This window comes from Luteimonas sp. MC1828 (assembly GCF_016461615.1).
Classification (GTDB): Bacteria; Pseudomonadota; Gammaproteobacteria; order Xanthomonadales; family Xanthomonadaceae; genus Luteimonas.
In genome coordinates this window covers 489,177-513,107 of the sequence record NZ_JAEMNY010000002.1, presented here as the reverse complement: position 1 = coordinate 513,107, position 23,931 = coordinate 489,177, and the positions used below count along the sequence as shown (strand labels likewise).

Genomic DNA, 23,931 nt, shown 5'->3' with positions numbered 1-23,931 from the left:
GAAGCCAGCCAGACGCAAACATGTCAGTGACGACGCCACTCAATGACGCCACCGCTCCGCGGACTCTGGCGGCCGCCGGTCTGCCGCGACGCGTGCGCAAGGCGCTGGAAGGCGCGTTGGCGCTGGTCTCCGTGGAGCTCGACAATTACCTGGGCGCGATGCTCGACGAGTTCGAGCAGGAACTCTTCCGCCTTGCCGACCGCGCCCGCAACCCGGGCAGCGAGTCCAACTTCGTGCAGGCGTTGCGTACCTTCCGCCTCAACCGCTCCGACCTGGTCCCCCAGCTCATGCTTGAGCTGGAGGCCTCGCTTGCCGCGCTGCGCGCTCCGCCCTCCGCGCAGGGACAGGCGTCCGCGGCGACGACCGGCAACCCCCAGGTGCTGACCCTGGTGGAAGACGCGACGATGGACGAGGACGGGATCCTGCGCGAGATCGCCAGCCGCCAGGAGGGCCGCGCCACCTTGGCGATGCACCTGCTCGGCCAGCGCTTCGGAGTCCTGGCGGGCTCGCCGGCGATCGACGCCGCGCGCCTGCCGCTGGGTCCGCAGTCCGTGTGCCGGGCCATGCGCACCGCGAGCCATGCGCTTGATATCGGCGTCGAGTCGCGCGAGCTGCTGTTCCGCCTGTTCGACCGCATGGTGATGGGGCATTACGCGCCCGTGCTGGAGAAGCTGGACGCCGTGCTGGACCGCGAAGGCGTGCTGCCCGGCCTGACCTATGTGCCAATGCGCGTGCGCGCGACCGCACGCCAGCAGGCGCATGAGGCCGCGGAAAACGCTGCGCCGGGGCAAGCCGCATCGCGTCCCAGGGCGCGTGGCGCAGGCGAGGCCGGCTCGGGTGGCCCTGGCGAAGGTCCCGCAGAGGGCCGGCAGGGAGGCAACGTCAGGCGCGGCGGCGCGGCGGCGGACGACCACGGCAGCGGCCCTGCCGAGCCGGGCGCGCCACGCCACCAGGGAACCGCACAGCCCCGCCCCGATCTGCAGCGTCCCCATACCGGCTGGATGGCCGAAACCAGCAGCGCATTCGAGGACTCCGACGAGCAGGCCGACTACCAGGCCCTGCAGCAGTTGATGGCCGGGCGCCGCGCACTGATCGGCAAGCTGCGGCCCGGCCAGCCCGGCGCCGGTGCGCCGCCGCTCAGCACCGACGACGTGTTCCGTGCATTGGGCACGTTGCAGGCCGCGCCCGAAGCGTCGCCACGCAACCTGATGGACATCCGCCAGTCCCTGCTTGCGCAGGCCCGGCAGAAGCGTGGCAAGGGTGCCAGCCTCTCGCAGCGCGACAACGACACGTTCGAACTGCTGCACATGCTGTACGGGCAGCTGGAAGGCGAGATCAGCCGCGACGCGCCCGCAGGCGCCCTGCTCCGCCGGCTGCAACTCCCGCTGCTGCGTGTCGCCCTCCAGGACCCGGCGTTCTTCGTCCGTGCCGCGCATCCGGCCAGGCAGCTGCTGAACACGGTTGCCGAGGCGGCGGCGAAATGGCTCGACAAGGACGATTTCGACCCGCAACTGTTGCCGCCGCTGCAGCAGGCGGTCAGCCACGTCATCGACAAGTACGATGGCGACGACGCGGTGTTCGAGGATTCCAACCGCGCGCTCCAGGCGCATCTGCAGGCGCAGGTGCGCCGCGCCGAGATGCTGGAGCGTCGCCATGTCGAGGCGGCGCGCGGCAAGGAAAAGCTGGAAGTCGCGAAGATGCGCGCCGGCAAGGCGCTTGCCGACATGCTCGGCGACCAGCGCATCCCGAAATTCTCCCGCGCGCTGCTCAACCAGGCCTGGGCCGACGTGCTGACCCTCACCCTGCTGCGGCAGGGCGAGGATTCTCCGGAGTGGCAGGGCCAGCTGGACGCCACCCGGAGGATCATCCACGCCTGCGGTCACGGCAGCGAGGCGGGCGATCCCGCGCTCGCGGCGCATATCGAGGGTGCCCTGTCCCAGGTCGGCTATCACGCCGAAGAAGCGGGGATCATCGCCAACCGCCTGACCAGCAGCCGCAGCGACGAGGACGATCCGGCATCGCGCACCGAACTGGCGATGAAGCTGAAGGCCAGGACCCGGCTTGGCGAGGACAGCGCGCGCGAGCGCCGGCCCGACCTGCCGCCGCGCACGCCGGAAGAACAGGCCCGCTACGAGCAGCTGCGGGTCATCCCGTTCGGCACCTTCATCGAGTTCGTGACCAACCAGCAGGGCGACGTGATCCGTCGCCGCCTCTCGTGGTTCAGCCCGGTCACCGACAACGCGCTGTTCGTCAACCAGCGCGGCCAGCGCGTCGGGGAGCACTCGCTGGATGCGCTGGCACGCATGATCGTGGCGGGCCAGGCACACATCGTCACCGCGGAGCGTGGGCGCCTGGTGGACCGCGCCTGGCAGGCCGCGATGCGCACCCTGCGCAGCTTTGCCGGCCGTGGCGACGCCCCGGCGATCACCGGGGACGGCCTGCCATGATCAACGAGTTCCGCCGCGCCAAGCGCCGCAAGGCGCCCGACACCATCCTGGTCATGGACGCGATGACCGAGCGCGTGGTCGGCCGCATCGGCAACCTGTCTGAAACCGGCATGTTGCTGCTGGCCAACGAGGCGCTCGTCGATGACGCGCTTTACCAGTTCCGCTTTGCGCTGCCATCGGCCGAGGGCGCCGATGCCAGCGTGGAGGTTGGCGCGCACCTGCTGTGGCGTGACCAGGCCAGTGCGCCGGGACAGGCCTGGACCGGCTTCCGGTTCATCGGCATGTCGGAGCCGCAGGTCGGCCGCCTGCGCGCCTGGATCGAAGCGCCTGGCAGCCACTACGAGTAGCCACTGTCCCGGCGGTCGCGGGGCAGCATGGCGGGCGATGCGGCAGAATGCGGGTTCTTCCCGGAGCCATTACCCGCCATGTCTGCCGCCCCTGCCACGCTGTACGCCGCCCACCTCGACACCCTCTTTGCCCGCACCGCCGAAGCGCTCGTGCGCGGCGGCTTCGACCACCTGGTCGTACCAAGCGGCAACCTGCACTACCAGGTGTTCGACGATCGCGACTACCCGTACGCGGTGAACCCCCAGTTCAAGGCCTGGGTGCCGCTGCTGCGCAATCCCGGCAGCTGGCTGGTGGTGACCCCCGGCGCGCGGCCCAAGCTGGTGTACCTGCAGCCCCGCGACTACTGGCACGTGGTCCCCGAAGCGCCGTCGGGCTACTGGGTCGAACACTTCGACATCGTGGTCATCCGCACCCCTGACGAGGCGCTCGACCACCTGCCGAGGAACGCCAGTCGCTGCGCGATCCTCGGTGAGCCGCAGAGTGCGCTCGGACGCTACGGTGCGTTCGCGCCCAACAACCCGCAGCCGGTGCTGGATTACCTGGACTACCACCGCGCCTTCAAGACGCCGTACGAGGTGGAAATGCTGCGCGAGGCCTCGCGCCTTGCCGTGCGCGGCCATCGCGCCGCCGAGCGCGCGTTCCGCGCCGGTGCCAGCGAGTTCGGCATCCATCTCGCCTATTGCCAGGCGGTGGGCCAGGACGCGGCGGAACTGCCCTACAGCAACATCGTGGCGCTCAACCGGCACGGCGCGGTGCTTCACTACACCGAGCTCGACCGCCTGCCGCCAAACCCGGTGCGCAGCTTCCTGCTCGATGCCGGCGCCGGCCACGGCGGCTATGCCGCCGACGTCACGCGTACGCACGCGGCGGATGGCGAAAGCGAGTTCCACGCCATGGTCATGGCCGTGGACACGGCGCAGCGGGCGATGTGCGCGCAGGTGCGCGCGGGCTTCGACTACCGGCAGCTGCACCTGGATGCGCACCTGGCGCTGGCCGGCGTGCTCGCGGAGTTCGGCATCCTGAAGGTGAGCCCGGAGGCGGCGGTTGCCACCGGGGTCAGCAGCACGTTCTTCCCGCATGGCATCGGCCATGGGCTGGGTCTGCAGGTGCACGACGTCGCGGGGTTCGCGGCCTCGGATGCCGGCGGCACCATCGACAAGCCGGAAGGCCACCCCTACCTGCGCCTGACCCGCGTGCTGGAGCCCGGCATGGTGGTGACCATCGAGCCCGGCCTGTACTTCGTCGACATGCTGCTCGAGGACCTGCGCGCGGGTGCGCACGCCGGCAGCGTGGACTGGGACCGCGTGGATGCGTTCCGTCCCTATGGCGGCATCCGCATCGAGGACAACGTGGTCTGCACTGCGGGCGACCCGCTCAACCTGACCCGCGAGGCGTTCGCCGGCTGAGCCGGGGCGCGCCTCAGCGCGCCATGAACGCTTCGATTTCGTCGGCGCTGCGCGCGAGCCCGGCGGTCAGCACCTCGTGGCCGTCGCGGGTGATGGCCACGTCGTCTTCGGTGCGGATGCCGATGCCGCGCCACCTGGGCTCGACGCTGGTGTCGCCCGGCGGAATGTAGATGCCGGGTTCGATGGTGAACACCATCCCCGGCTCGAGCAGCCGCGACGCCCCCTCGATGCGGTAGTCACCAACATCGTGGACGTCGAGGCCGAGCCAATGGCCGGTCTTGTGCGGATAGAAGCGCTTGTAACCGCCGCTGGCGACGACGTCCTCGTGCTTTCCCTGCAGCAGTCCGAGCGACAGCATGCCGTCAGCGAGTACGTCGACCGCGGCATTGTGCCCGGCCTCGTACGGCACGCCCGGGCGCGCCTGCGCCAGCGCGGCCGCATGGGCGGCCCCGACCAGGTCATGCAGCGCGCGCTGCTCGCGGGTGAAGCGGCCATCGGCGGGGAACGAGCGGGTGATATCGGCGGCATAGCCGCGATACTCGGCGCCGGCGTCGATCAGCACCAGGTCGCCGCGACGCACTGACGCGTTGTTGTCCCGGTAGTGCAGCACGCAGGCGTTGGCACCGGCACCGACGATGCTGGCATACGCCGGCTCGGCACCAGCGGCACGGAACACCCGCTCAAGCTCAGCCTGCAGCTCGTACTCGCGCATGCCCGGGCGCACGGCGCGCATCGCCGCCTCGTGCGCACGCACGCTGACCTCGGCGGCATGCCGCATCAGCTTCAGCTCTTCGGCGGTCTTCGACAGGCGCATCTCGTCGAGCAGGTGGCCGAGCTCGAGGAACTCGTGCGGCGGCTGGGCTCCGTGGCGCACCTGGGCGCGGACCTGGTTGACCCAGCCGATCAGCTTCAGGTCGAAGTCGGTATCGCGGCCGAAGTGGTAATAGACCCGGCGGCGCCCTTCGATGAGCCCGGGCAGGATCTCGTCGATGTCGTCGATCGGATAGGCGTCATCCACGCCCAGCGCGTCCGCCGCGCCCTCGGGGCCAACGCGCGGGCCATCCCACGCCTCGCGTTCGGGGTGACGCTCGCGGCAGAACAGCAGGCTCTCGCCGTGGCTGCGCCCCGGCACCAGCACGAGCACGGCATCGGGTTCCGCGAATCCGCTCAGGTACAGGACGTCTGAGTCCTGGCGGTACGGATAGTGGGTGTCGCGGCTGCGGACGCGCTCGGGCGCCGCGGGCAGCACGAGGATCGCATCGTCGCCTGCCAGTCGCATCAACTGGCGACGACGGCGCGCATGGCTTGCAACGGGAATCCTGGGAGGTGTGGGCATGTTCGGCAGTGCTTGTGGCAACCGGGGAAAGCCGGAGCGGGTTTCGTCGGAACCGGTCAGTTGAGGCGACCGCGGTGGCGCGCGGCGAGCGCGCAGTCACCGTGCAGCAGCAGCGCGGCCACGCGCACGAATTCCTCGATCTCCGCCAGCGCCTGCTCGTCTTCCTCGTCGCCATCGTCCTGTGCGCTTGCGCGTGCCAGCCGGGCGAGGTCGGACAGCGCCTCGGCACCTTCTTCCGACAACTTCGGATCGTGACCCGCCGCGAGCCCGAACGCGCCGACGAAACCGCGGCACCAGTCGAACAGCGCGCCGCTGCGCTCGGCCAGCGAGGCCTCCTCGCCGGGAGACACCAGCGCCAGGCCGAAATCGCGGTCTTCGAACTGCGCAGCGGTGACTTCGCGCATGCGGTCCAGCACGCCGCCGGGTGCGGGCACCGGAAGCGCGTCGTCCACCATCACTTTCGCCAGCCAATGGCCACTGCTGTCGCCTCCGCCGGCAAGCCAGCCGCAGAGGCTGCCATGCAGTTCGGGTGCGCTGGTGCCCAGCGATGCCTCGCGGCAGGCCCGCTCGATTTCAGACAGGGTGGGGAGCGTTGCGGACATGGCCAGGACATTCAGGGGGACACGGCACTATACCGCCGCCACCAAGCTTGTTGCCGCCCCTCATGCGTGCCTACACTGCGCTGCTGCTGCAATTGGCCGCAAGGGGAACAACGGCTTGACCATGCTCACCGACATGGGCTTCTTGATTGCAGCGCTGGTGGCGTTGCCACTTGCCGTGGCGTGCTCGGCGCTGCTGCTCCGCCAGCGCCGCGATCGCGTCCACGTCGCGCAGCTTCGCGACCGCGAGGAGCGCTTCAAGATGGCGTTGTGGGCGACCGGCGAGCGCTACTGGGACATCCACCTGCCGACCAGGCAGATGGTCCGGCTGCTGCTCGCGCAGGAACCCGGCGGCCAGTCCCGGGAAGTCTCGAGCACCACGCGTGACGTCGTCGAAGTCATCCATGACGACGACCTGCCCCGGGTCGAAGAACTGATGCGCGCATACGTCGACGGCGCCAGCGGCGAATTCGTATCCGAACACCGCGTGCGCTCCGACGCTGCCGGCGACGACTGGGTCTGGGTCCGTGCCCGCGGCCGCGCCGTGGAGCACGATGCCGACGGCAACATCGTCCGCGTCGCCGGCACCGCGCTGAACATCAGCAAGAGCCGCGACGTGGAGCGCGAACGCCAGATCGCCAGCGAAGTGCTGCGCAGCATGAACGAAGCGGTCACGGTGCTCGACCGCGACTTCAACTTCATCTCGGTCAACCCCGCCTTCACCCGCATCACCGGCTACCAGGCCGCCGACGTCGCCGGCCGCGGTGCCGACCTGCTCGACAGCATGCAGCACGACCCGGCGTTCTACCGCCACATCCGCAGCCTGGTGGCCCGTGACGGCCGCTACTCCGGTGAGATGTGGCAGCGGCGCCGCGATGGCGAGGAGTTCCTGTGCGCCATCGAGGCAGCCACCGTTCTCGGCAGCGAGGCGGACGGCGAGCGGCTGTATGTGTTCGTGCTCAACGACATCACGCTGCAGAAGCGCGCTGAACAGGAGCTGCGCTACCTCGCGAATTTCGACACCCTGACCAACCTGCCCAACCGGTCGCTGCTGTCGGAGCGCCTGTCCCGGGCGATCGTGCGTGCGCGCCGCGAGTCGTCGCGGATCGCAGTGCTGTTCCTCGATCTCGACCGGTTCAAGGACATCAACGACTCGCTTGGGCACGCTGCCGGCGACCGCATCCTGCGCGCCGCGGCCGCGCGCCTGCAGCAGACGGTGGGGCAGCACCACACCGTGGCGCGGCTGGCGGGCGACGAGTTCACCGCGGTGCTCGAGAACCTCGAGGACGCCGACGAAGCGGACCGCGTCGCCCGCGAGATCATCATGTCGTTCGAAGCGCCACTGATCCTCGATGACCGCCAGGAAGTCGCAGTCTCGCCGTCGATCGGCATCAGCCTGTACCCGGACCATGGCCAGGTGCCGACCGAGCTGCTCAAGCACGCCGACACCGCGATGTACCAGGCCAAGGCCGCGGGGCGGCGCACCTTCATGCGCTATGACGAGACCATGGAGGCGGCGATCCGGCAACGCGCCACGCTGGCCGGCGCGCTGCGCAAGGTGCTGGACCGCAACGAGCTGCGGGTTGTGTTCCAGCCGCGCCAGGCGCTGGCCACCTCGCAGATCACCGGTGCCGAGGCGCTGCTGCGCTGGCACAGCCCGGAGCACGGCGAAGTGCAGCCCGCCGATTTCATCCCGCTGGCCGAAGAGAGCGGGATGATCCTCGAGATCGGCGAGTGGGTGCTGCGCGAAGCCTGTCTGGCCCTGCGCCGCTGGCACAAGCACGGCCTCACCGACCTGACCGTGGCCGTCAACGTCTCGGTGCTGCAGCTGCTGCGTGGCGATTTCCCCGAGGTGGTCCGGCGCGTGCTCGACGACACCGGGGTCCCGGCTTCGGCACTGGAGCTGGAACTGACCGAGAGCGTGCTCATGGCCAATGCCGCGCAGACCGTGGTCAAGCTGCAGGCGTTCCGCGAGCTGGGCGTATCCCTCGCGATCGACGATTTCGGCACCGGCTATTCGTCGCTGGCGTACCTCAAGCGGCTTCCGATCACCACCATCAAGATCGACAAGACGTTCATCGCCGACCTGACCACCGACCCGGAAGATGCCGCGATCACCACCACCGTGATCGCGATGGCCCACTCGCTGGGCCTGAACGTGGTCGCCGAAGGCGTGGAGACGCGGGCACAGGCGGAGTTCCTCGCCCACCACAGCTGTGACGAGATCCAGGGCTTCTGGCTGTCTCCACCGCTCGAGGCCACTGCCTGCATGGCATTCATCCGCAACCGGCGGCCACCGGGTGGCAGCGTGGTGCGCCTCTCCAGCGCCGCGCCTTGACCACCCTCCCGCGCCTGCCTATCGTGCGCTGATGGACACCCCCGACGTGATCGCTCAGTTGCAGCGGCTTGGCGAACGCTTCGACGAACTTGCCACCCGCGCGCGCAGGCTTGCCGAAGAGAACCGCAGCCTACGCCAGCAGCATGACCAGCTCGCCGGCGAACGTTCCCAGTTGTTGACCAGGAACGAGCAGGCGCGCAGCCGCGTCGAGGCCATGATCGCGCGCCTGAAGTCGCTGGAGCAGCACACGTGAGCAGCAACGAGGCCGTCACCGTCCGGGTGCTCGACCGCGAGTACACCGTCGGCGTGGGCAGTGGCGAAGTCGAGGGCCTGATGTCGGCCGCGCGCCTGCTCGATACACGGATGCGCGAGGCGCGCGGCGCCAACCGGATGGCCGCGGTCGATCGCGTCGCTGTACTCGCGGCGCTCAACCTGGCGCATGAACTCGAACAGGTACGCGCCGACAGTGAACGTCGCGAGCGTGAGCTGGCGCGCGTGCTGTCGGTGCTGCAGGTCAAGCTCGACGCACTGCTCGATGCCTGAATCCGCGTGGCCCGTATCGAGCAGCGTTCGCGCATGAACGCAAACCGACGGGCGGACCCGCCGCGCGAAGGCAGCGCGGTATACTTCGGGCGCGTCCTCTGCCGTGTTCGACGGCGCGCTCAAACATACGCCTTGTCCCTTAATGACGACCACGGGGGCGCGACGGAAGCCTGGCGCGCATGTCCGCCCACGAGCGGAAAGCCCGAAGGCCGCCAAGCGTCCCCACTTGAACCCCGGGTTCAAGGTCGTTTGGCTCGCATCGGCATGGTGGAGGACGTATCTTTTGCCTGGTTCCGCGCAGCGCACGCGCGCTGCGGTCGGCATGACTGAGGCTCGCGCGATCCTGCGTCGCGAAGCGCGCCGCGCGCGCCGCGATGTGCCGCCCGCGGCGCGTATCGGCGCCGCATCCGGACTTGCCGACCAGCTGCTTGCCATGGCACCGGATTCAGTCCGCGTGGTGGCCGGCTACTGGGCCAGCGACGGTGAAATCCCGCTGCATTCCTGGCAGCTGCGCCTGCCAGACCATTGCACCTATTGCCTGCCCGTCCTGCACGAGGATGGCCGCCTGCGGTTTGCCCCCTGGCGCGCGGGAGATCCGGTGGTCGCCAATCGCCACGGCATCCCCGAGCCCGACGTGGCCACCGAGACATTGCTGGCGCCGGAGCAGCTCGACCTTGTGGTGGTTCCGCTGGTGGCGTTTGACGCGCGTTGCCACCGGCTGGGCATGGGTGGCGGCTGGTACGATCGCAGCTTCGCGTTTCGCCACCAGACTTCGGCCCCGCCGTGGCTGGTCGGGGCCGGGTTCGCGTTCCAGCAGTCGGATGGCGACCTGCCGCGCGAAGACTGGGACGTGCAGCTCGACGCCGTCTGCACCGAACGCGCCACCTACCTACGCCCCGCGAACGAAACGTGAGCAACCGTAAACGCTATTGGCTGATGAAGTCGGAACCCGAAGACTTCTCGATCGACGATCTCGAGCGCGTCCGCACCGAGCCCTGGACGGGCGTGCGCAACTACCAGGCGCGCAATTTCATGCGTGACGGCATGAAGCCCGGCGATGGCGTTCTGTTCTACCACTCGAACTGCGACGTCCCGGGCGTCTACGGCGTGGCCGAGGTCGCCAGCGCGCCGTATCCGGATCCGACCCAGTTCGAGCCCAAGTCCAAGTACTTCGACGCCAAGGCCAGCCGTGAAGAGCCGCGCTGGATGCTGGTCGACGTCGGCTTCGTGCGCAAGCTTGCCGGGCCCGTCCCGCTGGACGCCATCAGAGGCCAGGCGGAAGCGCTGGGCGAGGACTTCGCGCTCATCCGCAAGGGCACGCGCCTGTCGGTGCTGCCGGTGACCGCGGCGCAATGGAAAATCATCCTCTCCCTGGAACCGTGATGTCCGAAGGAAAGCGCCTGGCCGGCGAAAAGGCCATTGAATTCGTCGAGGACGGCATGATCGTCGGAGTCGGAACCGGATCCACGGTGGCGTTCTTCATCGACGCGCTCGCCGGCATCAGGGATCGCATCGCCGGCGCGGTCTCGAGCTCGGAGCAGAGCAGCGAGCGCCTGCGCGGCCACGGCATCGAAGTGCTTGACCTCAACGCCTGTGGGCCGATCCCGCTGTATGTCGACGGCGCCGACGAGTGCGACAGGGCCAAGCGCCTGATCAAGGGCGGTGGCGCGGCGCTGACGCGCGAGAAGATCATCGCCGAGGCCGCGAAAACCTTCGTCTGCATCATCGATCCTTCAAAAGAAGTCGAAGTGCTGGGGCGCTTCCCCCTCCCGATCGAAGTGATTCCGATGGCACGAAGCCTGGTGGCGCGGGAGATCGTCGCGCGTACGGGCGGCCACCCGGCCTGGCGCCAGGGCGTGCAGACGGACAACGGCAACTGGGTGCTCGACATCCACGGCCTGGCGATCACCGACCCGGTATCGCTGGAACGCGAGCTCAACCAGATTCCCGGCGTTGTCAGTGTGGGCCTGTTCGCCCGGCGCGCGGCCGACGTGGTGATCGTCGGCGGTGACCCGGTGGTCGTGCGCTAGCGACGGGACGCTAGCGACGCGATGCGATGCGAGCTGCCGCAGCACGAGGCTGCGGCAGCGGCGGGTCAGGACCCGATGTCCTCGTCGTAGAAGACGCTGATGTAATGCAGGGCACCACCCGGTCCGAGCGCACATTGCACCGCGGCCTGGTAGATCAGCTCGGGGCCACCCGCAATCTCGCTGGGCTGCCACGTGAGCGCTGTACCTGGGGAGCCGCCGAAAACGCTCGTCGACTTGGTGCGGTAGACCGCATCCGACTGCCCGCCGAGCTGCCGCCCTTCAACAAACGTGCAGCTCACGGCAGCGACCGCCGTGCCGACATTGCCCACGTGCGCCAGCACCTTCGTCGCGCCTCGAGCGCCAGCACGCGGGTCGCCCCGGAAGGTGCACGTCACGAACGCCGTGGCTTCACCCTCATTGACGAAAGCGAGCGGCCGCGCACGCAACGTCGCCGCATGCGAGCTCAGCGCGGGCTGGCAAATGCCGGAAGCTCCCTGGAAGTCATAGCGGAAAACCTCCGCTGCAGCCACATCGCCAGAAGGCGCGGCCGCAAACAACCCGAGCAGTGCAGCCAAGGCAGCGGGACGACGCCCGCGAAACTCAGGCGCCGACATCTTCGTTGTACTCGCGACCGGTGTACTGGATGGTGGAGGACGGAGGCAGCACGCAGCTCAAAGACGGGCGATCGATGCCCGACGGCTTGGCGTTGGCCACTTCCGAGGGAACCCAGGTGATTTCGGCGCCCGCCCCCGCTTCGATGCTGACGGTCTTGGGGACGTAGGTCGCGAAGATTGACGCGCCAGTCTGATGCCCGTTCACAAGGGTGCACGTATAGCTCTGTGCGTCCGAGCTGTTGTTGGTGATCGCCACGTACAGGCGCTTCGAGCCGCGGACCGAATCCTGGTGATCATCGCCCTGCCAGTTGCATGTCACGAAAATCTGGCTTTCCGATTCGTTTGCCAGGCCAAGCGGCCGGTAACGCGCGCCCGCCGCAAACGCTGCGGTCGCGGCCCGGCACATGCCGGACGCGCCCTGCACGTCCACACGCGGCAATTCGGCCGCACCCGCCGCCGCCGCGCTGGCTACAAGGGCGAGAAACACCGGGGACAACAAGCTGCGGGCACGAAGCATGAGCATTACGTCCAATTACCAGGGAGCCGCACACGTTAGCTGAGCGCCGCACGCCAGGCAAGGAGCAAAGATGATCGTGCAGCGGCCTTCGCGAATGCGGGCACTCGATCAGCCCGCACCGCGCGCCAACGACGCACAAAGAAAAACCCCGCAGCCTTGGGCTGCGGGGTTTTGGGGTAAAAACCCTGGCGATGACCTACTCTCGCATGCTAGATGCACACTACCATCGGCGCATGTACGTTTCACTTCCGAGTTCGGAATGGGATCGGGTGGTTCCATACAGCTATTGTCACCAGGGAGAGGGTGGAGGGTCGCGGGCCGGTGGATTGGCTTTTTACGCGCACACGCTCTCGTTGGTTGCCTCCGAGCGTACCTGCATGCAGGTGCGCCTTCGGCGAATAGATAAGGACGTAGCGAACTTTTGTGCCGAACATCGACGCGTCGTCGAGTCCAAGGCCACTTGAGGTTATATGGTCAAGCCACACGGATCATTAGTACAGGTTAGCTCAACACATTGCTGTGCTTACACACCCTGCCTATCAACCACCTAGTCTTGATGGTTCCTTTAGGGGGCTTGTGCCCCGGGAGATCTCATCTTGAGGCGCGCTTCCCGCTTAGATGCTTTCAGCGGTTATCGCTTCCGAACATAGCTACCCGGCAATGCCACTGGCGTGACAACCGGAACACCAGAGGTTCGTCCACTCCGGTCCTCTCGTACTAGGAGCAGCCCCTCTCAAATCTCCAACGCCCATGGCAGATAGGGACCGAACTGTCTCACGACGTTCTGAACCCAGCTCGCGTACCACTTTAAATGGCGAACAGCCATACCCTTGGGACCGACTACAGCCCCAGGATGTGATGAGCCGACATCGAGGTGCCAAACACCGCCGTCGATATGAACTCTTGGGCGGTATCAGCCTGTTATCCCCGGAGTACCTTTTATCCGTTGAGCGATGGCCCTTCCATACAGAACCACCGGATCACTAAGTCCTACTTTCGTACCTGCTTGATCCGTCGATCTTGCAGTCAAGCACGCTTATGCCTTTGCACACAGTGCGCGATGTCCGACCGCGCTGAGCGTACCTTCGAGCTCCTCCGTTACTCTTTGGGAGGAGACCGCCCCAGTCAAACTACCCACCATACACGGTCCCCGATCCGGATAACGGACCTAGGTTAGAACGTCAAGCACGACAGGGTGGTATTTCAAGGTTGGCTCCACCCCAGCTAGCGCCAGGGTTTCACAGCCTCCCACCTATCCTACACAGACGAACTCAACGTTCAGTGTAAAGCTATAGTAAAGGTTCACGGGGTCTTTCCGTCTTGCCACGGGAACGCTGCATCTTCACAGCGATTTCAATTTCACTGAGTCTCGGGTGGAGACAGCGCCGCTGTCGTTACGCCATTCGTGCAGGTCGGAACTTACCCGACAAGGAATTTCGCTACCTTAGGACCGTTATAGTTACGGCCGCCGTTTACTGGGGCTTCGATCAAGAGCTTCGCCTTGCGGCTGACCCCATCAATTAACCTTCCAGCACCGGGCAGGCGTCACACCCTATACGTCCACTTTCGTGTTTGCAGAGTGCTGTGTTTTTGATAAACAGTCGCAGCGGCCTGGTATCTGCGGCCCTCATTCGCTCAGCTGCGCATGCAGCCACGAACAAGGGCGTACCTTCTCCCGAAGTTACGGTACCATTTTGCCTAGTTCCTTCACCCGAGTTCTCTCAAGCGCCTGAGAATTCTCATCCTACCCACCTGTGTCGGTTTACGGTACGGTCTGCACAAGCTGAAGCTTAGGAGCTTTTCCTGGAAGCGTGGCATCAGTCACTTCGTCCTAATGGACTCGTCTCGCTGCTCGGTGTTAATGACCCCCCGGATTTGCCTAAGGGATCCACCTACCTGCTTTCCCCGGGACAACCAACGCCCGGTAGACCTAGCCTTCTCCGTCCCTCCATCGCACTTGTGCGAGGTGCAGGAATATTAACCTGCTTCCCATCGACTACGCATTTCTGCCTCGCCTTAGGGGCCGACTCACCCTGCGTCGATTAACGTTGCGCAAGGAAACCTTGGGCTTTCGGCGTGGGGGCTTTTCACCCCCATTATCGTTACTCATGTCAGCATTCGCACTTCCGATACCTCCAGCAGACTTTTCAATCCACCTTCGCAGGCTTACGGAACGCTCCTCTACCGCGCATAACAAAGTTATGCACCCCAAGCTTCGGTTCACTGCTTAGCCCCGTTAAATCTTCCCCGCAGACCGACTCGACCAGTGAGCTATTACGCTTTCTTTAAAGGATGGCTGCTTCTAAGCCAACCTCCTGGCTGTCTGTGCCTTTCCACATGGTTTTCCACTTAGCAGTGAATTTGGGACCTTAGCTGTGGGTCTGGGTTGTTTCCCTTTTCACGACGAACGTTAGCACCCGCCGTGTGTCTCCCGCATAGTCTGTCTTGGTATTCGGAGTTTGCCATGGGTTGGTAAGTCGCAATGACCCCCTAGCCATAACAGTGCTCTACCCCCAAGAAGATTCGTGCGAGGCGCTACCTAAATAGCTTTCGAGGAGAACCAGCTATCTCCGGGTTCGATTAGCTTTTCACTCCTAATCACAGCTCATCCCCGTCTTTTGCAACAGACGTGGGTTCGGGCCTCCAGTTGATGTTACTCAACCTTCACCCTGGCCATGACTAGATCACCCGGTTTCGGGTCTACTGCCCGCGACTATGCGCCCTTATCAGACTCGGTTTCCCTTCGCCTCCCCTATACGGTTAAGCTCGCCACGAACAGTAAGTCGCTGACCCATTATACAAAAGGTACGCAGTCACCCCGAAGGGCTCCTACTGCTTGTACGCACACGGTTTCAGGGTCTATTTCACTCCCTTCACCAGGGTTCTTTTCGCCTTTCCCTCACGGTACTGGTTCACTATCGGTCGGTCAGGAGTATTTAGCCTTGGAGGATGGTCCCCCCATGTTCAGACAGGGTTTCACGTGCCCCGCCCTACTCATTTTTCATCGACAAGGCCCTTTCGAATACAGGGCTATCACCTTCTATGGCCAGTCTTTCCAGACTGTTTTCCTAGAACCAAGTCGACTTTTGGGCTGCTCCCCGTTCGCTCGTCGCTACTAGGGGAATCTCGGTTGATTTCTTTTCCTCCGGGTACTTAGATATTTCAGTTCCCCGGGTTCGCCTTGCATGGCTATGTATTCACCATGCAATACTCCTTGCGGAGTGGGTTTCCCCATTCGGACATTGCCGGATCAAAGCTTGTTGCCAGCTCCCCGACACTTTTCGCAGGCTACCACGTCCTTCATCGCCTCTGACCGCCAAGGCATCCACCGTGTGCGCTTATTCACTTGACCATATAACCCCAAGTCGCCTCGGAGCCATATGCCGCCCATGCCTACAAAGCACGGACATGAATATAACCACTCAATTTATTAGGACCTCGAGGGTCCCGCCTTAGCCTCTACGACACGTTTGGATATTCGTCTCAAACGCTCGCTACGTCCTTAATTTTAAAAGAACACGGAACGGCCACGATGCCGATCCGATTCAAATCTATATAAGTATGCGCAATCAAACATCCAGGAATGGTGGGTCTGGGAGGACTCGAACCACCGGCCTCACCCTTATCAGGGGTGCGCTCTAACCACCTGAGCTACAGACCCGATTCGTTTCCTGCCAGATGGTGGAGCCAGTCGGGATCGAACCGACGACCCCCTGCTTGCAAAGCAGGTGCTCTCCCAGCTGAGCTATGGCCCCGAAACGGGGTCGGTTCCAGGCCGTTGGCCTTGGAACTCCTGGATGCAGGTCACTTGTGCGGACGCCTGACAGGCAATTACCTGTCTTTATGTCTCTAAAGGAGGTGATCCAGCCGCACCTTCCGATACGGCTACCTTGTTACGACTTCACCCCAGTCATCTGCCACACCGTGGCAAGCGCCCTCCCGAAGGTTAAGCTACCTGCTTCTGGTGCAACAAACTCCCATGGTGTGACGGGCGGTGTGTACAAGGCCCGGGAACGTATTCACCGCAGCAATGCTGATCTGCGATTACTAGCGATTCCGACTTCACGGAGTCGAGTTGCAGACTCCGATCCGGACTGAGATTAGGTTTCTGGGATTGGCTTGCCCTCGCGGGTTTGCAGCCCTCTGTCCTAACCATTGTAGTACGTGTGTAGCCCTGGCCGTAAGGGCCATGATGACTTGACGTCATCCCCACCTTCCTCCGGTTTGTCACCGGCGGTCTCCTTAGAGTTCCCACCATTACGTGCTGGCAACTAAGGACAAGGGTTGCGCTCGTTGCGGGACTTAACCCAACATCTCACGACACGAGCTGACGACAGCCATGCAGCACCTGTCTCACGGTTCCCGAAGGCACCAAACCATCTCTGGTAAGTTCCGTGGATGTCAAGGCCAGGTAAGGTTCTTCGCGTTGCATCGAATTAAACCACATACTCCACCGCTTGTGCGGGCCCCCGTCAATTCCTTTGAGTTTCAGTCTTGCGACCGTACTCCCCAGGCGGCGAACTTAACGCGTTAGCTTCGATACTGAGTTCCTAATTGAACCCAACATCCAGTTCGCATCGTTTAGGGCGTGGACTACCAGGGTATCTAATCCTGTTTGCTCCCCACGCTTTCGTGCCTCAGTGTCAGTGCTGGTCCAGATGGCCGCCTTCGCCACGGATGTTCCTCCCGATCTCTACGCATTTCACTGCTACACCGGGAATTCCGCCATCCTCTACCGCACTCTAGCCTGCCAGTATCCAATGCAATTCCCAGGTTGAGCCCGGGGCTTTCACATCAGACTTAACAAACCACCTACGCACGCTTTACGCCCAGTAATTCCGAGTAACGCTTGCACCCTTCGTATTACCGCGGCTGCTGGCACGAAGTTAGCCGGTGCTTATTCTTTGGGTACCGTCAGAACAACCGGGTATTAACCGATTGCTTTTCTTCCCCAACAAAAGAGCTTTACAACCCGAGGGCCTTCTTCACTCACGCGGCATGGCTGGATCAGGCTTGCGCCCATTGTCCAATATTCCCCACTGCTGCCTCCCGTAGGAGTCTGGACCGTGTCTCAGTTCCAGTGTGGCTGATCATCCTCTCAGACCAGCTACGGATCGTCGCCTTGGTGGGCCTTTACCCCACCAACTAGCTAATCCGACATCGGCTCATCTATCTGCGCGAAGCCCGAAGGTCCTCCGCTTTCACCCGTAGGTCGTATGCGGTATTAGCGTAAGTTTCCCTACGTTATCCCCCACAAATAGGCAGATTCCGATGTATTCCTCACCCGTCCGCCACTCGCCACCCATAAGAGCAAGCTCTTACTGTGCTGCCGTTCGACTTGCATGTGTTAGGCCTGCCGCCAGCGTTCACTCTGAGCCAGGATCAAACTCTTCACTTAAGTTTTTCGGTCCGACCCGAAGGTCTCGCCAATGCTTTGAGTGCAGAAGTCGAACCAGAGCTCAAATCACTCGCTTGCATTTCTGCATTTGAATCATTCTTTGCTCTTGTTACGAACATCTACAAATGGACAGTCATCCACTTGCCAGACGCCCGCACAAGTCACCTGCGCATACTTTCAAAGATCCTGGGAGAGGCCTCAGCGCCTTTTCCCGTGCCTCGTCGTTTCCGCCGAGGTGAGCCGCACATTGTAGCGTGCTTTTCGTTTCCGTCAACACCGTGTGAGGCGTTGATTTCAACCTCGTTTGTCTTCGTGGCCAGGAGGCCTTTCCGTCAACCGAGCCGCACATCTTACCGCGTTTTTCGTTTCCGTCAACACCCTGTGAGGCGTTGATTTCAACCTCGTTTGCCGTCGTGACCCGAAGGCCTTTCCGTCGAGCGAGCCGCACATATTAGCGCGGTTTTTGCTTCCGTCAACACCCAGTGAGGAGTTGATTTCAGCCTCCCTTGTCTTCGTGGCCCGGAGGCCGTTCCGTCAGGGGAGCCGCACATATTAGCGCGGATTCGAAGAACGTCAACACCGTGTGAAGCCGTTCTTTTTCCTCCCCCGCCTGGTGTTGCCGGTGTGTACCGGCCGCTCCGTGGCGGGGCGCGCATTGTGCAGCGCGGCGGAGCCTTTGTGAAGGGGTAATCGAAAGTTTTTCGCGCGCGTCGCACTTGACCACTGTGCGGGGCTGGCAGATGTTGGCTTCCACCCTGATTCCGGATGCAAGCGCCATGCGTCAGCTGTTTATTGCGTTCCTTGTTGCATCCATGTCCCTGCTCACCACTGCATGCGCGAGCTCCAGCGCATGGGTTGAGCTGGCCGGCGAGCGGTTTACCGTGGAAATCGCCGATGACGATGAAGAACGCGCTCGCGGACTGATGTTCCGCGATGAATTGGCCGATGGCCACGGAATGCTGTTCATTCACGAGCGCGAGGAGCGCCAGGCGTACTGGATGAAGAACACGCGGATCGCGCTGGACATCCTGTACTTCGATGCAGCGCTGCGGCTTGTCTCCCAGCAGCGCGATGTCCCGCCCTGCTCCGCGGGCGACCGCTGCCCGCCCTACCCGAGCCGCAAGCCTGCGCGCTATGTACTCGAGCTCAACGCCGGCGAGGCACGGCGCATGAACCTGGAGGATGGCGCGGTGCTGCGCCTGGGCCCCGGCGTCGGCACGGCGCCCTGAGCGCCGATCAGACGACCATCATCTCGAAGTCATCCTTGGTGACGCCGCAATCCGGGCACGTCCAGGTGTCCGGCACGTCGTCCCAGCGCGTGCCCGCGGCGATGCCTTCTTCGGGGATTCCGATCGCTTCGTCATAGATGAACCCGCACACCACACACATCCAGGTGCGGTAGGCGGTCTGCGTGGCGACTTCGTTCATCGGATAATGCGCTTGGCTGGAGGAATCCGGCATTGTCCCACCGGCGACCTGCGACAGGAAGCCGCGCCACGGCGCCAGCCGTGTACCGGAGTAGCGCATTGCGAGGCCTCTACCTCATCACACCCGACGACAACGACACGCCGCGACTGCTTGCGCGCGTCGCCGCCGTCCTGCCCGGTGCCGCCCTGCTGCAATACCGCAACAAGGGCGCCGATGCGCCGTTGCGACATGAACAGGCCGCTGCGCTTCTGCAGCTGTGCCGGCGCGTCGGCGTTCCGCTGCTGGTCAACGACGACTGGCGCCTCGCCGCCGACATCGGCGCGGATGGCGCACACCTCGGCAGTGGCGACGGTGCAATCTGCGAGGCGCGCGCCGCGCTTGGGGCAGGCGCCATCCTCGGCGCCTCCTGCTACGGGCAGCTCGCGCGCGCCGAGGCCGCAGCGGCGGCAGGTGCCAGCTACGTCGCCTTCGGCGCATTCTTCCCGTCGGCGACCAAGCCCGAGGCGCCCCGCGCCGACCCCGCAGTGCTGGCGGCCGCCGCCACGCTGGGCCTGCCGCGCGCCGCCATCGGTGGCATCACGCCGGACAATGCGCAGCTGCTGGTCGACGCCGGCGCGGACCTGCTCGCGGTGATCGGCGCGGTGTTCGATGCCGCCGATCCCGTTTCCGCCGCCCAGCGCCTGCGCGCCTGCTTCCAATCCGCGCGCAGCGCCGACAGCGGCCACGCACCCACATCGCCACGTTTCCAGACAAGGACCCCATGATGAAGACCGACCGTTCCCACGCCCTGTTCACCCGCGCCCGCGCACTGATGCCCGGCGGCGTGAACTCGCCGGTGCGCGCGTTCCGCTCGGTCGGCGGCGAGCCGTTCTTCGCCGCGCGCGCCGAGGGCGCGTACATCGAGGACGTCGACGGCAACCGCTACATCGACTATGTCGGCTCGTGGGGCCCGATGGTGGTCGGCCACAACCATCCCGCCGTGCTGGAGGCCGTGGTGCGCACCGCGCGCGACGGCCTGTCGTTCGGCGTGCCCAATGCCCTTGAAGTCACCATGGCCGAGACGCTGACCCGCCTGGTGCCGTCGATGGACATGGTGCGCATGGTCAACTCGGGCACCGAGGCGACGCTGTCGGCCATCCGCCTGGCACGCGGCGCCACCGGGCGCGGGCGGATCGTGAAGTTCGAGGGCTGCTACCACGGCCATGGCGACTCGTTCCTGGTGAAGGCCGGCAGCGGCGCGCTGACCCTCGGCGTACCGGACTCACCGGGCGTGCCCAAGGCGCTGGCCGATCTCACGCTCACCCTCCCCTACAACGACTTCGACGCCGCCACCGCGCTGTTCGACGCCTGTGGCGACGAGATCGCGGGCCTGATCGTGGAGCCGGTGGTCGGCAATGCCAACTGCCTGCCGCCGCGCCCGGGGTTCCTTCAGCACCTGCGCACGCTGTGCACGCGGCACGGCACTGTGCTGATCTTCGACGAGGTGATGACCGGCTTCCGCGTCGCCCTCGGTGGCGCGCAGGCGCGTTACGGCGTGGTGCCGGATCTCAGCACCTTCGGCAAGGTGATCGGCGGCGGCATGCCGGTCGGTGCCTACGGCGGACGCCGCGACCTGATGGAGCTGATCGCTCCGGCCGGGCCGGTCTACCAGGCCGGCACGCTGAGCGGAAACCCGGTGGCGATGGCTGCGGGCCTTGCGATGCTGGGACTCGTGCAGGCGTCCGGCTTCCACGATGAACTCGAGCGTCGCACCAACCTGCTGTGCGACGGGCTCGAATCCGCGGCGCACGATGCCGGCGTGGCGTTCACCACGCAGCGGGTCGGCGGCATGTTCGGGATGTTCTTCAGCAGCGAACAGGTCGACACCTACGCGCAGGCCATGGCCTGCGACCGCGAGGCGTTCAACCGTTTCTTCCACGCCATGCTCGAACGTGGCGTCTATCTGGCACCGTCGGCGTTCGAGGCCGGCTTCATGTCCGGTGCGCACGACGACGCGGTGGTCGCGGCGACGATTGCCGCGGCGCGCGAGGCATTCGCCGTCGCCAAGGGCTGAGTCGAGGCGGGGAACGCCGGCTGCACAGGCCGGCGCCTGCACGGATGCCAGCGCCAGGCGCCCAATATTCCGGGCGCCCGGCGCGCCCGATCTTCAGGGCACGTGGAACTCGCGCAGCGCCGCACCGAGCCGCTGCAGCCCATCCGCCACTTCTTCGTCGCTGATGTTCAATGCCGGCACGAAGCGCAGCACGTCGGGGCCGGCCTGCAGCAGCAGCAGGCCATGCGCGGCGGCGTGGTCGAGGATCTCGCCGGCGCGCCCGGCAAACGCCGGTGCCAGCACCGCGCCCAGCATCAGACCGCGGCCGCGGATGGCCGCGAACAGGCCACGTCCATCGTCAAGCGCGGCCAGCCCTGCACGCAGCGCCAGCGACTGCCGTTCGACATTGGCGGCAATTTCGGCAGACGCCAGCTTGCGCAGCGCCACCCGCGCCACGGCCGCGGCCAGTGGATTGCCGCCAAAGGTGGTGCCGTGGTCGCCGAATTGCATCGCCGCGGCCACCTTGCCGCCAGCCAGCATCGCGCCAACCGGAAACCCGCCGCCCAGCGCCTTGGCCAGGGTGACGATGTCCGGGACCACATGGTCCTGCCAATGCGCGAACAGCGCGCCGGTGCGGCCCATGCCGCACTGGATCTCGTCGAGCACCAGCAGCGCGTCGTGGCGGTCGCACAGCGCGCGCACCGCCTGCAGGAAGCCGGGGGCGGCCGGCATCACCCCGCCCTCGCCCTGGATCGGTTCCAGCAGCACCGCCGCCACGTCACCGCCGGCCATGGCCGACTCCAGCTGCGCGACGTCGTTGAAATCCACGTAGCGGAACCCGCCCGGCAACGGCTCGTAGCCCGCCTGGTACTTCGGCTGCGCGGTGGCGGTGACCGCGGCCAGCGTGCGTCCGTGGAAACTGCCGCGGAAGCTGACGATCACGCGCCGGTCGGGCGCCCGCCCCCGGGCGCTGGCCCACTTGCGCACCAGCTTGATCGCCGCCTCGTTGGCCTCGGCGCCGGAATTGCACAGGAACACGCGCTCGGCGAAGCGCGAGGCCTCCACCAGCTCCTGCGCCAGGCGCAGCGGCGGCTCGCTGTGGAAGACATTGCTGGTGTGCCAGAGCTTGCCGGCCTGCTCGACCAGCGCGGCGACCAGGTCGGGATCGTTGTGGCCGAGGCCACACACGGCGATGCCGGCGGCGAAATCCACGTAGTCGCGGCCGTCGCGGTCCCAGAGTCGCGCGCCCTGGCCACGCTCCAGCACCACCTGACGCTGGCGGTAGACCGGCAGGTAGTGGCGATCGCCTAGGGCGATCAGGTCGTGGGACGCGGTGGTAGCGGTGTCGTGCGCCATGGCGGTCAGTCCAGGAACAGGTCGGGCAGCAGCGGCTGCGAAGGGTCGGAGGCGTAGCGGTCGAAGCCGGTGGTGCCCGCCTCGCGCAGCACCTCCTCGTCGATCAGGAACCGGCCGTGGAAGCCACGCGCCTCGCGCACCAGCACCGCGTGCGCGGCGTCGGCCACGATCTCCGGGCTGCGGCCATTCGCCAGCTCCACGCCGGGGATCATGTTCAAGGCGTCGGTGGCGATGATCGTCTTCGGCCACAAGGCATTCACCGCCACGCCCTGCGGGCCGAATTCGGCGGCAAGGCCGAGGGTGACGAAACTCATGCCCATCTTGGCCAGGGTGTAGCCGGTGTGCGGCCCCCACCACTTCGGGTCCAGCGACGGCGGCGGCGCCAGCGTCAGGATGTGCGGGTTCGGGGCTTCGAGAAGGTACGGCAGGCAGGCCTGCGCGCACAGGAAGCTGCCACGGGCATTGACCTGCTGCATCAGGTCGAAGCGCTTCATCGGCGTATCCAGCGCGCCGCGCAGCCAGATCGCGCTGGCGTTGTTCACCAGGATGTCGATGCCGCCGAAGGTGTCGACCGTGGCCGCGACCGCGGCGCGCACCTGGTCCTCCTCGCGGATGTCGCACTTCAGCGCCAATGCCTGGCCACCCGCGGTGGTGACTGCAGCCGCGGCGGTATGGATGGTGCCGGGAAGGCGCGGGTTGGCGACATCGGACTTGGCGGCGATGGCGATGTTGGCGCCGTCGCGCGCGGCGCGCAGCGCGATCGCCAGGCCGATGCCGCGCGAGGCGCCAGTGATGAACAGGGTTTTTCCGGCGAGGGTGTGCATGCGGGGTCTCGTTGCTGCGGGTGGATCAGGGCTTGGGGCCCTGGCCTTCGTTGTCTTCCCACTTGAGGAGCCTGCGGGTGACGAAGCGGTACACCGGCTTGCCGCTGGCGAACCAGGCGTCGCGCAGCCAGGAGGTGCGCTTCAGTACGCGGCGCTCGACGGGCGTGATGCGGTCGGGGCAATAGGTGCGCTTGTGCTTGAGGAGGTGGCGCAGGTCCTCGCGCGCCAGCAGGCGCATCCAGCGCGAGCGCGGCGCGCCGCGCACGGCAAGCTGGAAATCGATGACCGCGGGCGTGCCGTCGGCGCGCACCAGCCAGTTGGCTTCCTTGGCCAGGTCGTTGTGGGCCACGCCGTGGCGGTGCAGCGCCTGCAGCAGTCGGCGCGCGCGACGGAAGTACGCGAGGTCACCGCGCGGCGGGCGCTGGTACATCGCCGCGCCATCCATGTAGCTGCGATCGAGCATGCGGCCGTCCCAGCCCAGCAGCTGTGGCACCGCATCCATTCCGGCCACGGCCAGGAGGCCTCGAGCTTCGCGCCGCGCAAGCCACCACGCCGGCAGGCGCAGCCACGCGGGCACGTGGCGCAGGTCGCGGCGAACGAAACAGCCAGCCGCGCCCCGCATCAATGCGATGCGGCCGAAGCTGTCAGCCTTGAGGGCCTGGATCTCGATGGCGTCACGGCGGTCCATGAACGCATTGTAGGCGGCGCGACCGTC

Annotated in this window: 20 protein-coding genes, 2 tRNA genes, 3 rRNA genes and 1 other RNA gene; 13 read left to right on the top strand and 13 right to left on the bottom strand. The window is 65.7% G+C overall.

From position 1 onward, the window contains the following. The first annotated feature begins 20 nt into the window (after positions 1–20). The 3 genes from JHB91_RS12250 to pepQ all read left to right on the top strand — a co-directional run bounded on the left by JHB91_RS12250 (position 21) and on the right by pepQ (position 4,201). On the top strand, positions 21–2,447 hold the full coding sequence (locus JHB91_RS12250; protein WP_199473054.1) for a DUF1631 family protein: 2,427 nt from the start codon (positions 21–23) through the stop codon (positions 2,445–2,447). Beyond that, entirely contained in the window at positions 2,444–2,794 is a 351-nt protein-coding gene (locus JHB91_RS12245; RefSeq protein ID WP_199373508.1) for a PilZ domain-containing protein, read from the top strand. Before JHB91_RS12250 ends, JHB91_RS12245 begins: the two co-directional genes overlap by 4 nt. A 78-nt stretch (positions 2,795–2,872) precedes the next feature. After that, a complete protein-coding gene (pepQ, locus tag JHB91_RS12240; RefSeq protein WP_233398695.1) occupies positions 2,873–4,201 on the top strand; it encodes a Xaa-Pro dipeptidase in 1,329 nt (442 codons plus the stop codon). Between the two features lie 13 nt (positions 4,202–4,214). Here the strand turns inward: pepQ and JHB91_RS12235 are convergent, their stop codons facing one another. Together JHB91_RS12235 and JHB91_RS12230 are read right to left on the bottom strand one after the other, a co-directional pair. Next, on the bottom strand, positions 4,215–5,537 hold the full coding sequence (locus JHB91_RS12235) for an aminopeptidase P N-terminal domain-containing protein (protein WP_199473052.1): 1,323 nt from the start codon (positions 5,535–5,537) through the stop codon (positions 4,215–4,217). Positions 5,538–5,593: 56 nt separating this feature from the next. Further along, positions 5,594–6,139 carry a UPF0149 family protein gene (locus JHB91_RS12230; RefSeq protein ID WP_199473051.1) on the bottom strand — a complete coding sequence of 182 codons (546 nt, stop codon included), beginning with the start codon at positions 6,137–6,139 and terminating at the stop codon, positions 5,594–5,596. A gap of 121 nt (positions 6,140–6,260) precedes the next feature. On the opposite strand from JHB91_RS12230, the gene JHB91_RS12225 reads away from it, so the two are divergent. The 7 genes from JHB91_RS12225 to rpiA all read left to right on the top strand — a co-directional run bounded on the left by JHB91_RS12225 (position 6,261) and on the right by rpiA (position 11,047). Continuing rightward, positions 6,261–8,474, top strand: coding sequence for a GGDEF domain-containing phosphodiesterase (locus JHB91_RS12225; RefSeq protein WP_199374331.1), 2,214 nt, complete (start codon positions 6,261–6,263; stop codon positions 8,472–8,474). A gap of 31 nt (positions 8,475–8,505) precedes the next feature. Further along, the gene (locus JHB91_RS12220) at positions 8,506–8,727 is read left to right on the top strand and encodes a TIGR02449 family protein (protein WP_199473050.1); all 222 of its coding nucleotides are present in this window, start codon (positions 8,506–8,508) and stop codon (positions 8,725–8,727) included. Then, positions 8,724–9,017 (top strand): cell division protein ZapA, encoded by a 294-nt coding sequence (locus tag JHB91_RS12215; protein ID WP_199373513.1) that lies wholly within the window; start codon positions 8,724–8,726, stop codon positions 9,015–9,017. Before JHB91_RS12220 ends, JHB91_RS12215 begins: the two co-directional genes overlap by 4 nt. Positions 9,018–9,109: 92 nt before the next feature. Beyond that, a non-coding RNA gene (gene ssrS, locus JHB91_RS12210) (6S RNA) lies at positions 9,110–9,295 on the top strand. 44 nt (positions 9,296–9,339) lie between these two features. Continuing rightward, positions 9,340–9,930, top strand: coding sequence for a 5-formyltetrahydrofolate cyclo-ligase (locus JHB91_RS12205; RefSeq protein ID WP_199473049.1), 591 nt, complete (start codon positions 9,340–9,342; stop codon positions 9,928–9,930). Beyond that, positions 9,927–10,400: an EVE domain-containing protein gene (locus JHB91_RS12200; RefSeq protein ID WP_199473048.1), complete on the top strand. Its 474-nt coding sequence runs from the start codon at positions 9,927–9,929 to the stop codon at positions 10,398–10,400. Before JHB91_RS12205 ends, JHB91_RS12200 begins: the two co-directional genes overlap by 4 nt. Next, entirely contained in the window at positions 10,400–11,047 is a 648-nt protein-coding gene (rpiA, locus tag JHB91_RS12195) for a ribose-5-phosphate isomerase RpiA (protein WP_199473047.1), read from the top strand. The genes JHB91_RS12200 and rpiA overlap by 1 nt, the downstream gene beginning before the upstream one ends. Before the next feature lie 65 nt (positions 11,048–11,112). On the opposite strand, the gene JHB91_RS12190 is transcribed toward rpiA, so the two are convergent. The 7 genes from JHB91_RS12190 to JHB91_RS12160 all read right to left on the bottom strand — a co-directional run bounded on the left by JHB91_RS12190 (position 11,113) and on the right by JHB91_RS12160 (position 17,576). Then, on the bottom strand, positions 11,113–11,622 hold the full coding sequence (locus tag JHB91_RS12190) for a hypothetical protein (RefSeq protein ID WP_199473046.1): 510 nt from the start codon (positions 11,620–11,622) through the stop codon (positions 11,113–11,115). Positions 11,623–11,647: 25 nt separating this feature from the next. Further along, a complete protein-coding gene (locus JHB91_RS12185; RefSeq protein ID WP_199373518.1) occupies positions 11,648–12,178 on the bottom strand; it encodes a hypothetical protein in 531 nt (176 codons plus the stop codon). 183 nt (positions 12,179–12,361) lie between these two features. Next, positions 12,362–12,475, bottom strand: a 5S ribosomal RNA gene (gene rrf / locus JHB91_RS12180). A 173-nt stretch (positions 12,476–12,648) separates the two neighbouring features. Next, positions 12,649–15,530, bottom strand: a 23S ribosomal RNA gene (locus JHB91_RS12175). A gap of 232 nt (positions 15,531–15,762) precedes the next feature. After that, a tRNA-Ile gene (locus JHB91_RS12170) sits at positions 15,763–15,839 on the bottom strand. A gap of 18 nt (positions 15,840–15,857) precedes the next feature. Beyond that, positions 15,858–15,933: transfer RNA gene (locus JHB91_RS12165), tRNA-Ala, on the bottom strand. Positions 15,934–16,029: 96 nt separating this feature from the next. Then, a 16S ribosomal RNA gene (locus JHB91_RS12160) occupies positions 16,030–17,576 on the bottom strand. The 16S, 23S and 5S rRNA genes sit together here with 2 tRNA genes alongside, the layout of an rRNA operon. Before the next feature lie 776 nt (positions 17,577–18,352). Between JHB91_RS12160 and JHB91_RS12155 the strand changes: the two genes are divergently transcribed. Beyond that, entirely contained in the window at positions 18,353–18,805 is a 453-nt protein-coding gene (locus JHB91_RS12155; protein ID WP_199373519.1) for a DUF192 domain-containing protein, read from the top strand. 7 nt (positions 18,806–18,812) lie between these two features. On the opposite strand, the gene JHB91_RS12150 is transcribed toward JHB91_RS12155, so the two are convergent. Then, entirely contained in the window at positions 18,813–19,004 is a 192-nt protein-coding gene (locus JHB91_RS12150) for a rubredoxin (RefSeq protein ID WP_199373520.1), read from the bottom strand. A gap of 80 nt (positions 19,005–19,084) precedes the next feature. Between JHB91_RS12150 and thiE the strand changes: the two genes are divergently transcribed. Beyond that, on the top strand, positions 19,085–19,768 hold the full coding sequence (gene thiE, locus JHB91_RS12145; RefSeq protein WP_199473045.1) for a thiamine phosphate synthase: 684 nt from the start codon (positions 19,085–19,087) through the stop codon (positions 19,766–19,768). Beyond that, entirely contained in the window at positions 19,768–21,057 is a 1,290-nt protein-coding gene (gene hemL / locus JHB91_RS12140; RefSeq protein ID WP_199473044.1) for a glutamate-1-semialdehyde 2,1-aminomutase, read from the top strand. The genes thiE and hemL overlap by 1 nt, the downstream gene beginning before the upstream one ends. 93 nt (positions 21,058–21,150) lie before the next feature. Here the strand turns inward: hemL and JHB91_RS12135 are convergent, their stop codons facing one another. Genes JHB91_RS12135 through JHB91_RS12125 form a run of 3 tightly spaced genes read right to left on the bottom strand, consistent with a single transcriptional unit; the run spans position 21,151 to position 23,904 of the window. Then, positions 21,151–22,392 (bottom strand): acetylornithine transaminase, encoded by a 1,242-nt coding sequence (locus tag JHB91_RS12135; protein WP_199373523.1) that lies wholly within the window; start codon positions 22,390–22,392, stop codon positions 21,151–21,153. 5 nt (positions 22,393–22,397) lie between these two features. After that, positions 22,398–23,216: an NAD(P)-dependent oxidoreductase gene (locus JHB91_RS12130; protein ID WP_199473043.1), complete on the bottom strand. Its 819-nt coding sequence runs from the start codon at positions 23,214–23,216 to the stop codon at positions 22,398–22,400. Positions 23,217–23,241: 25 nt separating this feature from the next. Further along, positions 23,242–23,904 carry a serine/threonine protein kinase gene (locus tag JHB91_RS12125; RefSeq protein WP_199473042.1) on the bottom strand — a complete coding sequence of 221 codons (663 nt, stop codon included), beginning with the start codon at positions 23,902–23,904 and terminating at the stop codon, positions 23,242–23,244. Positions 23,905–23,931 lie beyond the last annotated feature (27 nt).

Excerpts from the sequence above, each read along its gene's own strand:
- JHB91_RS12250 (WP_199473054.1), top strand. The coding sequence starts at position 21 with ATGTCAGTGACGACGCCACTCAATGACGCCACCGCTCCGCGGACTCTG.
- JHB91_RS12245 (WP_199373508.1), top strand. The coding sequence starts at position 2,444 with ATGATCAACGAGTTCCGCCGCGCCAAGCGCCGCAAGGCGCCCGACACC.
- pepQ (WP_233398695.1), top strand. The coding sequence starts at position 2,873 with ATGTCTGCCGCCCCTGCCACGCTGTACGCCGCCCACCTCGACACCCTC.
- JHB91_RS12235 (WP_199473052.1), bottom strand. The coding sequence starts at position 5,537 with ATGCCCACACCTCCCAGGATTCCCGTTGCAAGCCATGCGCGCCGTCGT.
- JHB91_RS12230 (WP_199473051.1), bottom strand. The coding sequence starts at position 6,139 with ATGTCCGCAACGCTCCCCACCCTGTCTGAAATCGAGCGGGCCTGCCGC.
- JHB91_RS12225 (WP_199374331.1), top strand. The coding sequence starts at position 6,261 with ATGCTCACCGACATGGGCTTCTTGATTGCAGCGCTGGTGGCGTTGCCA.
- JHB91_RS12220 (WP_199473050.1), top strand. The coding sequence starts at position 8,506 with ATGGACACCCCCGACGTGATCGCTCAGTTGCAGCGGCTTGGCGAACGC.
- JHB91_RS12205 (WP_199473049.1), top strand. The coding sequence starts at position 9,340 with ATGACTGAGGCTCGCGCGATCCTGCGTCGCGAAGCGCGCCGCGCGCGC.
- rpiA (WP_199473047.1), top strand. The coding sequence starts at position 10,400 with ATGTCCGAAGGAAAGCGCCTGGCCGGCGAAAAGGCCATTGAATTCGTC.
- JHB91_RS12185 (WP_199373518.1), bottom strand. The coding sequence starts at position 12,178 with ATGCTTCGTGCCCGCAGCTTGTTGTCCCCGGTGTTTCTCGCCCTTGTA.
- JHB91_RS12155 (WP_199373519.1), top strand. The coding sequence starts at position 18,353 with ATGCGTCAGCTGTTTATTGCGTTCCTTGTTGCATCCATGTCCCTGCTC.
- JHB91_RS12150 (WP_199373520.1), bottom strand. The coding sequence starts at position 19,004 with ATGAACGAAGTCGCCACGCAGACCGCCTACCGCACCTGGATGTGTGTG.
- hemL (WP_199473044.1), top strand. The coding sequence starts at position 19,768 with ATGAAGACCGACCGTTCCCACGCCCTGTTCACCCGCGCCCGCGCACTG.
- JHB91_RS12135 (WP_199373523.1), bottom strand. The coding sequence starts at position 22,392 with ATGGCGCACGACACCGCTACCACCGCGTCCCACGACCTGATCGCCCTA.
- JHB91_RS12130 (WP_199473043.1), bottom strand. The coding sequence starts at position 23,216 with ATGCACACCCTCGCCGGAAAAACCCTGTTCATCACTGGCGCCTCGCGC.
- JHB91_RS12125 (WP_199473042.1), bottom strand. The coding sequence starts at position 23,904 with ATGGACCGCCGTGACGCCATCGAGATCCAGGCCCTCAAGGCTGACAGC.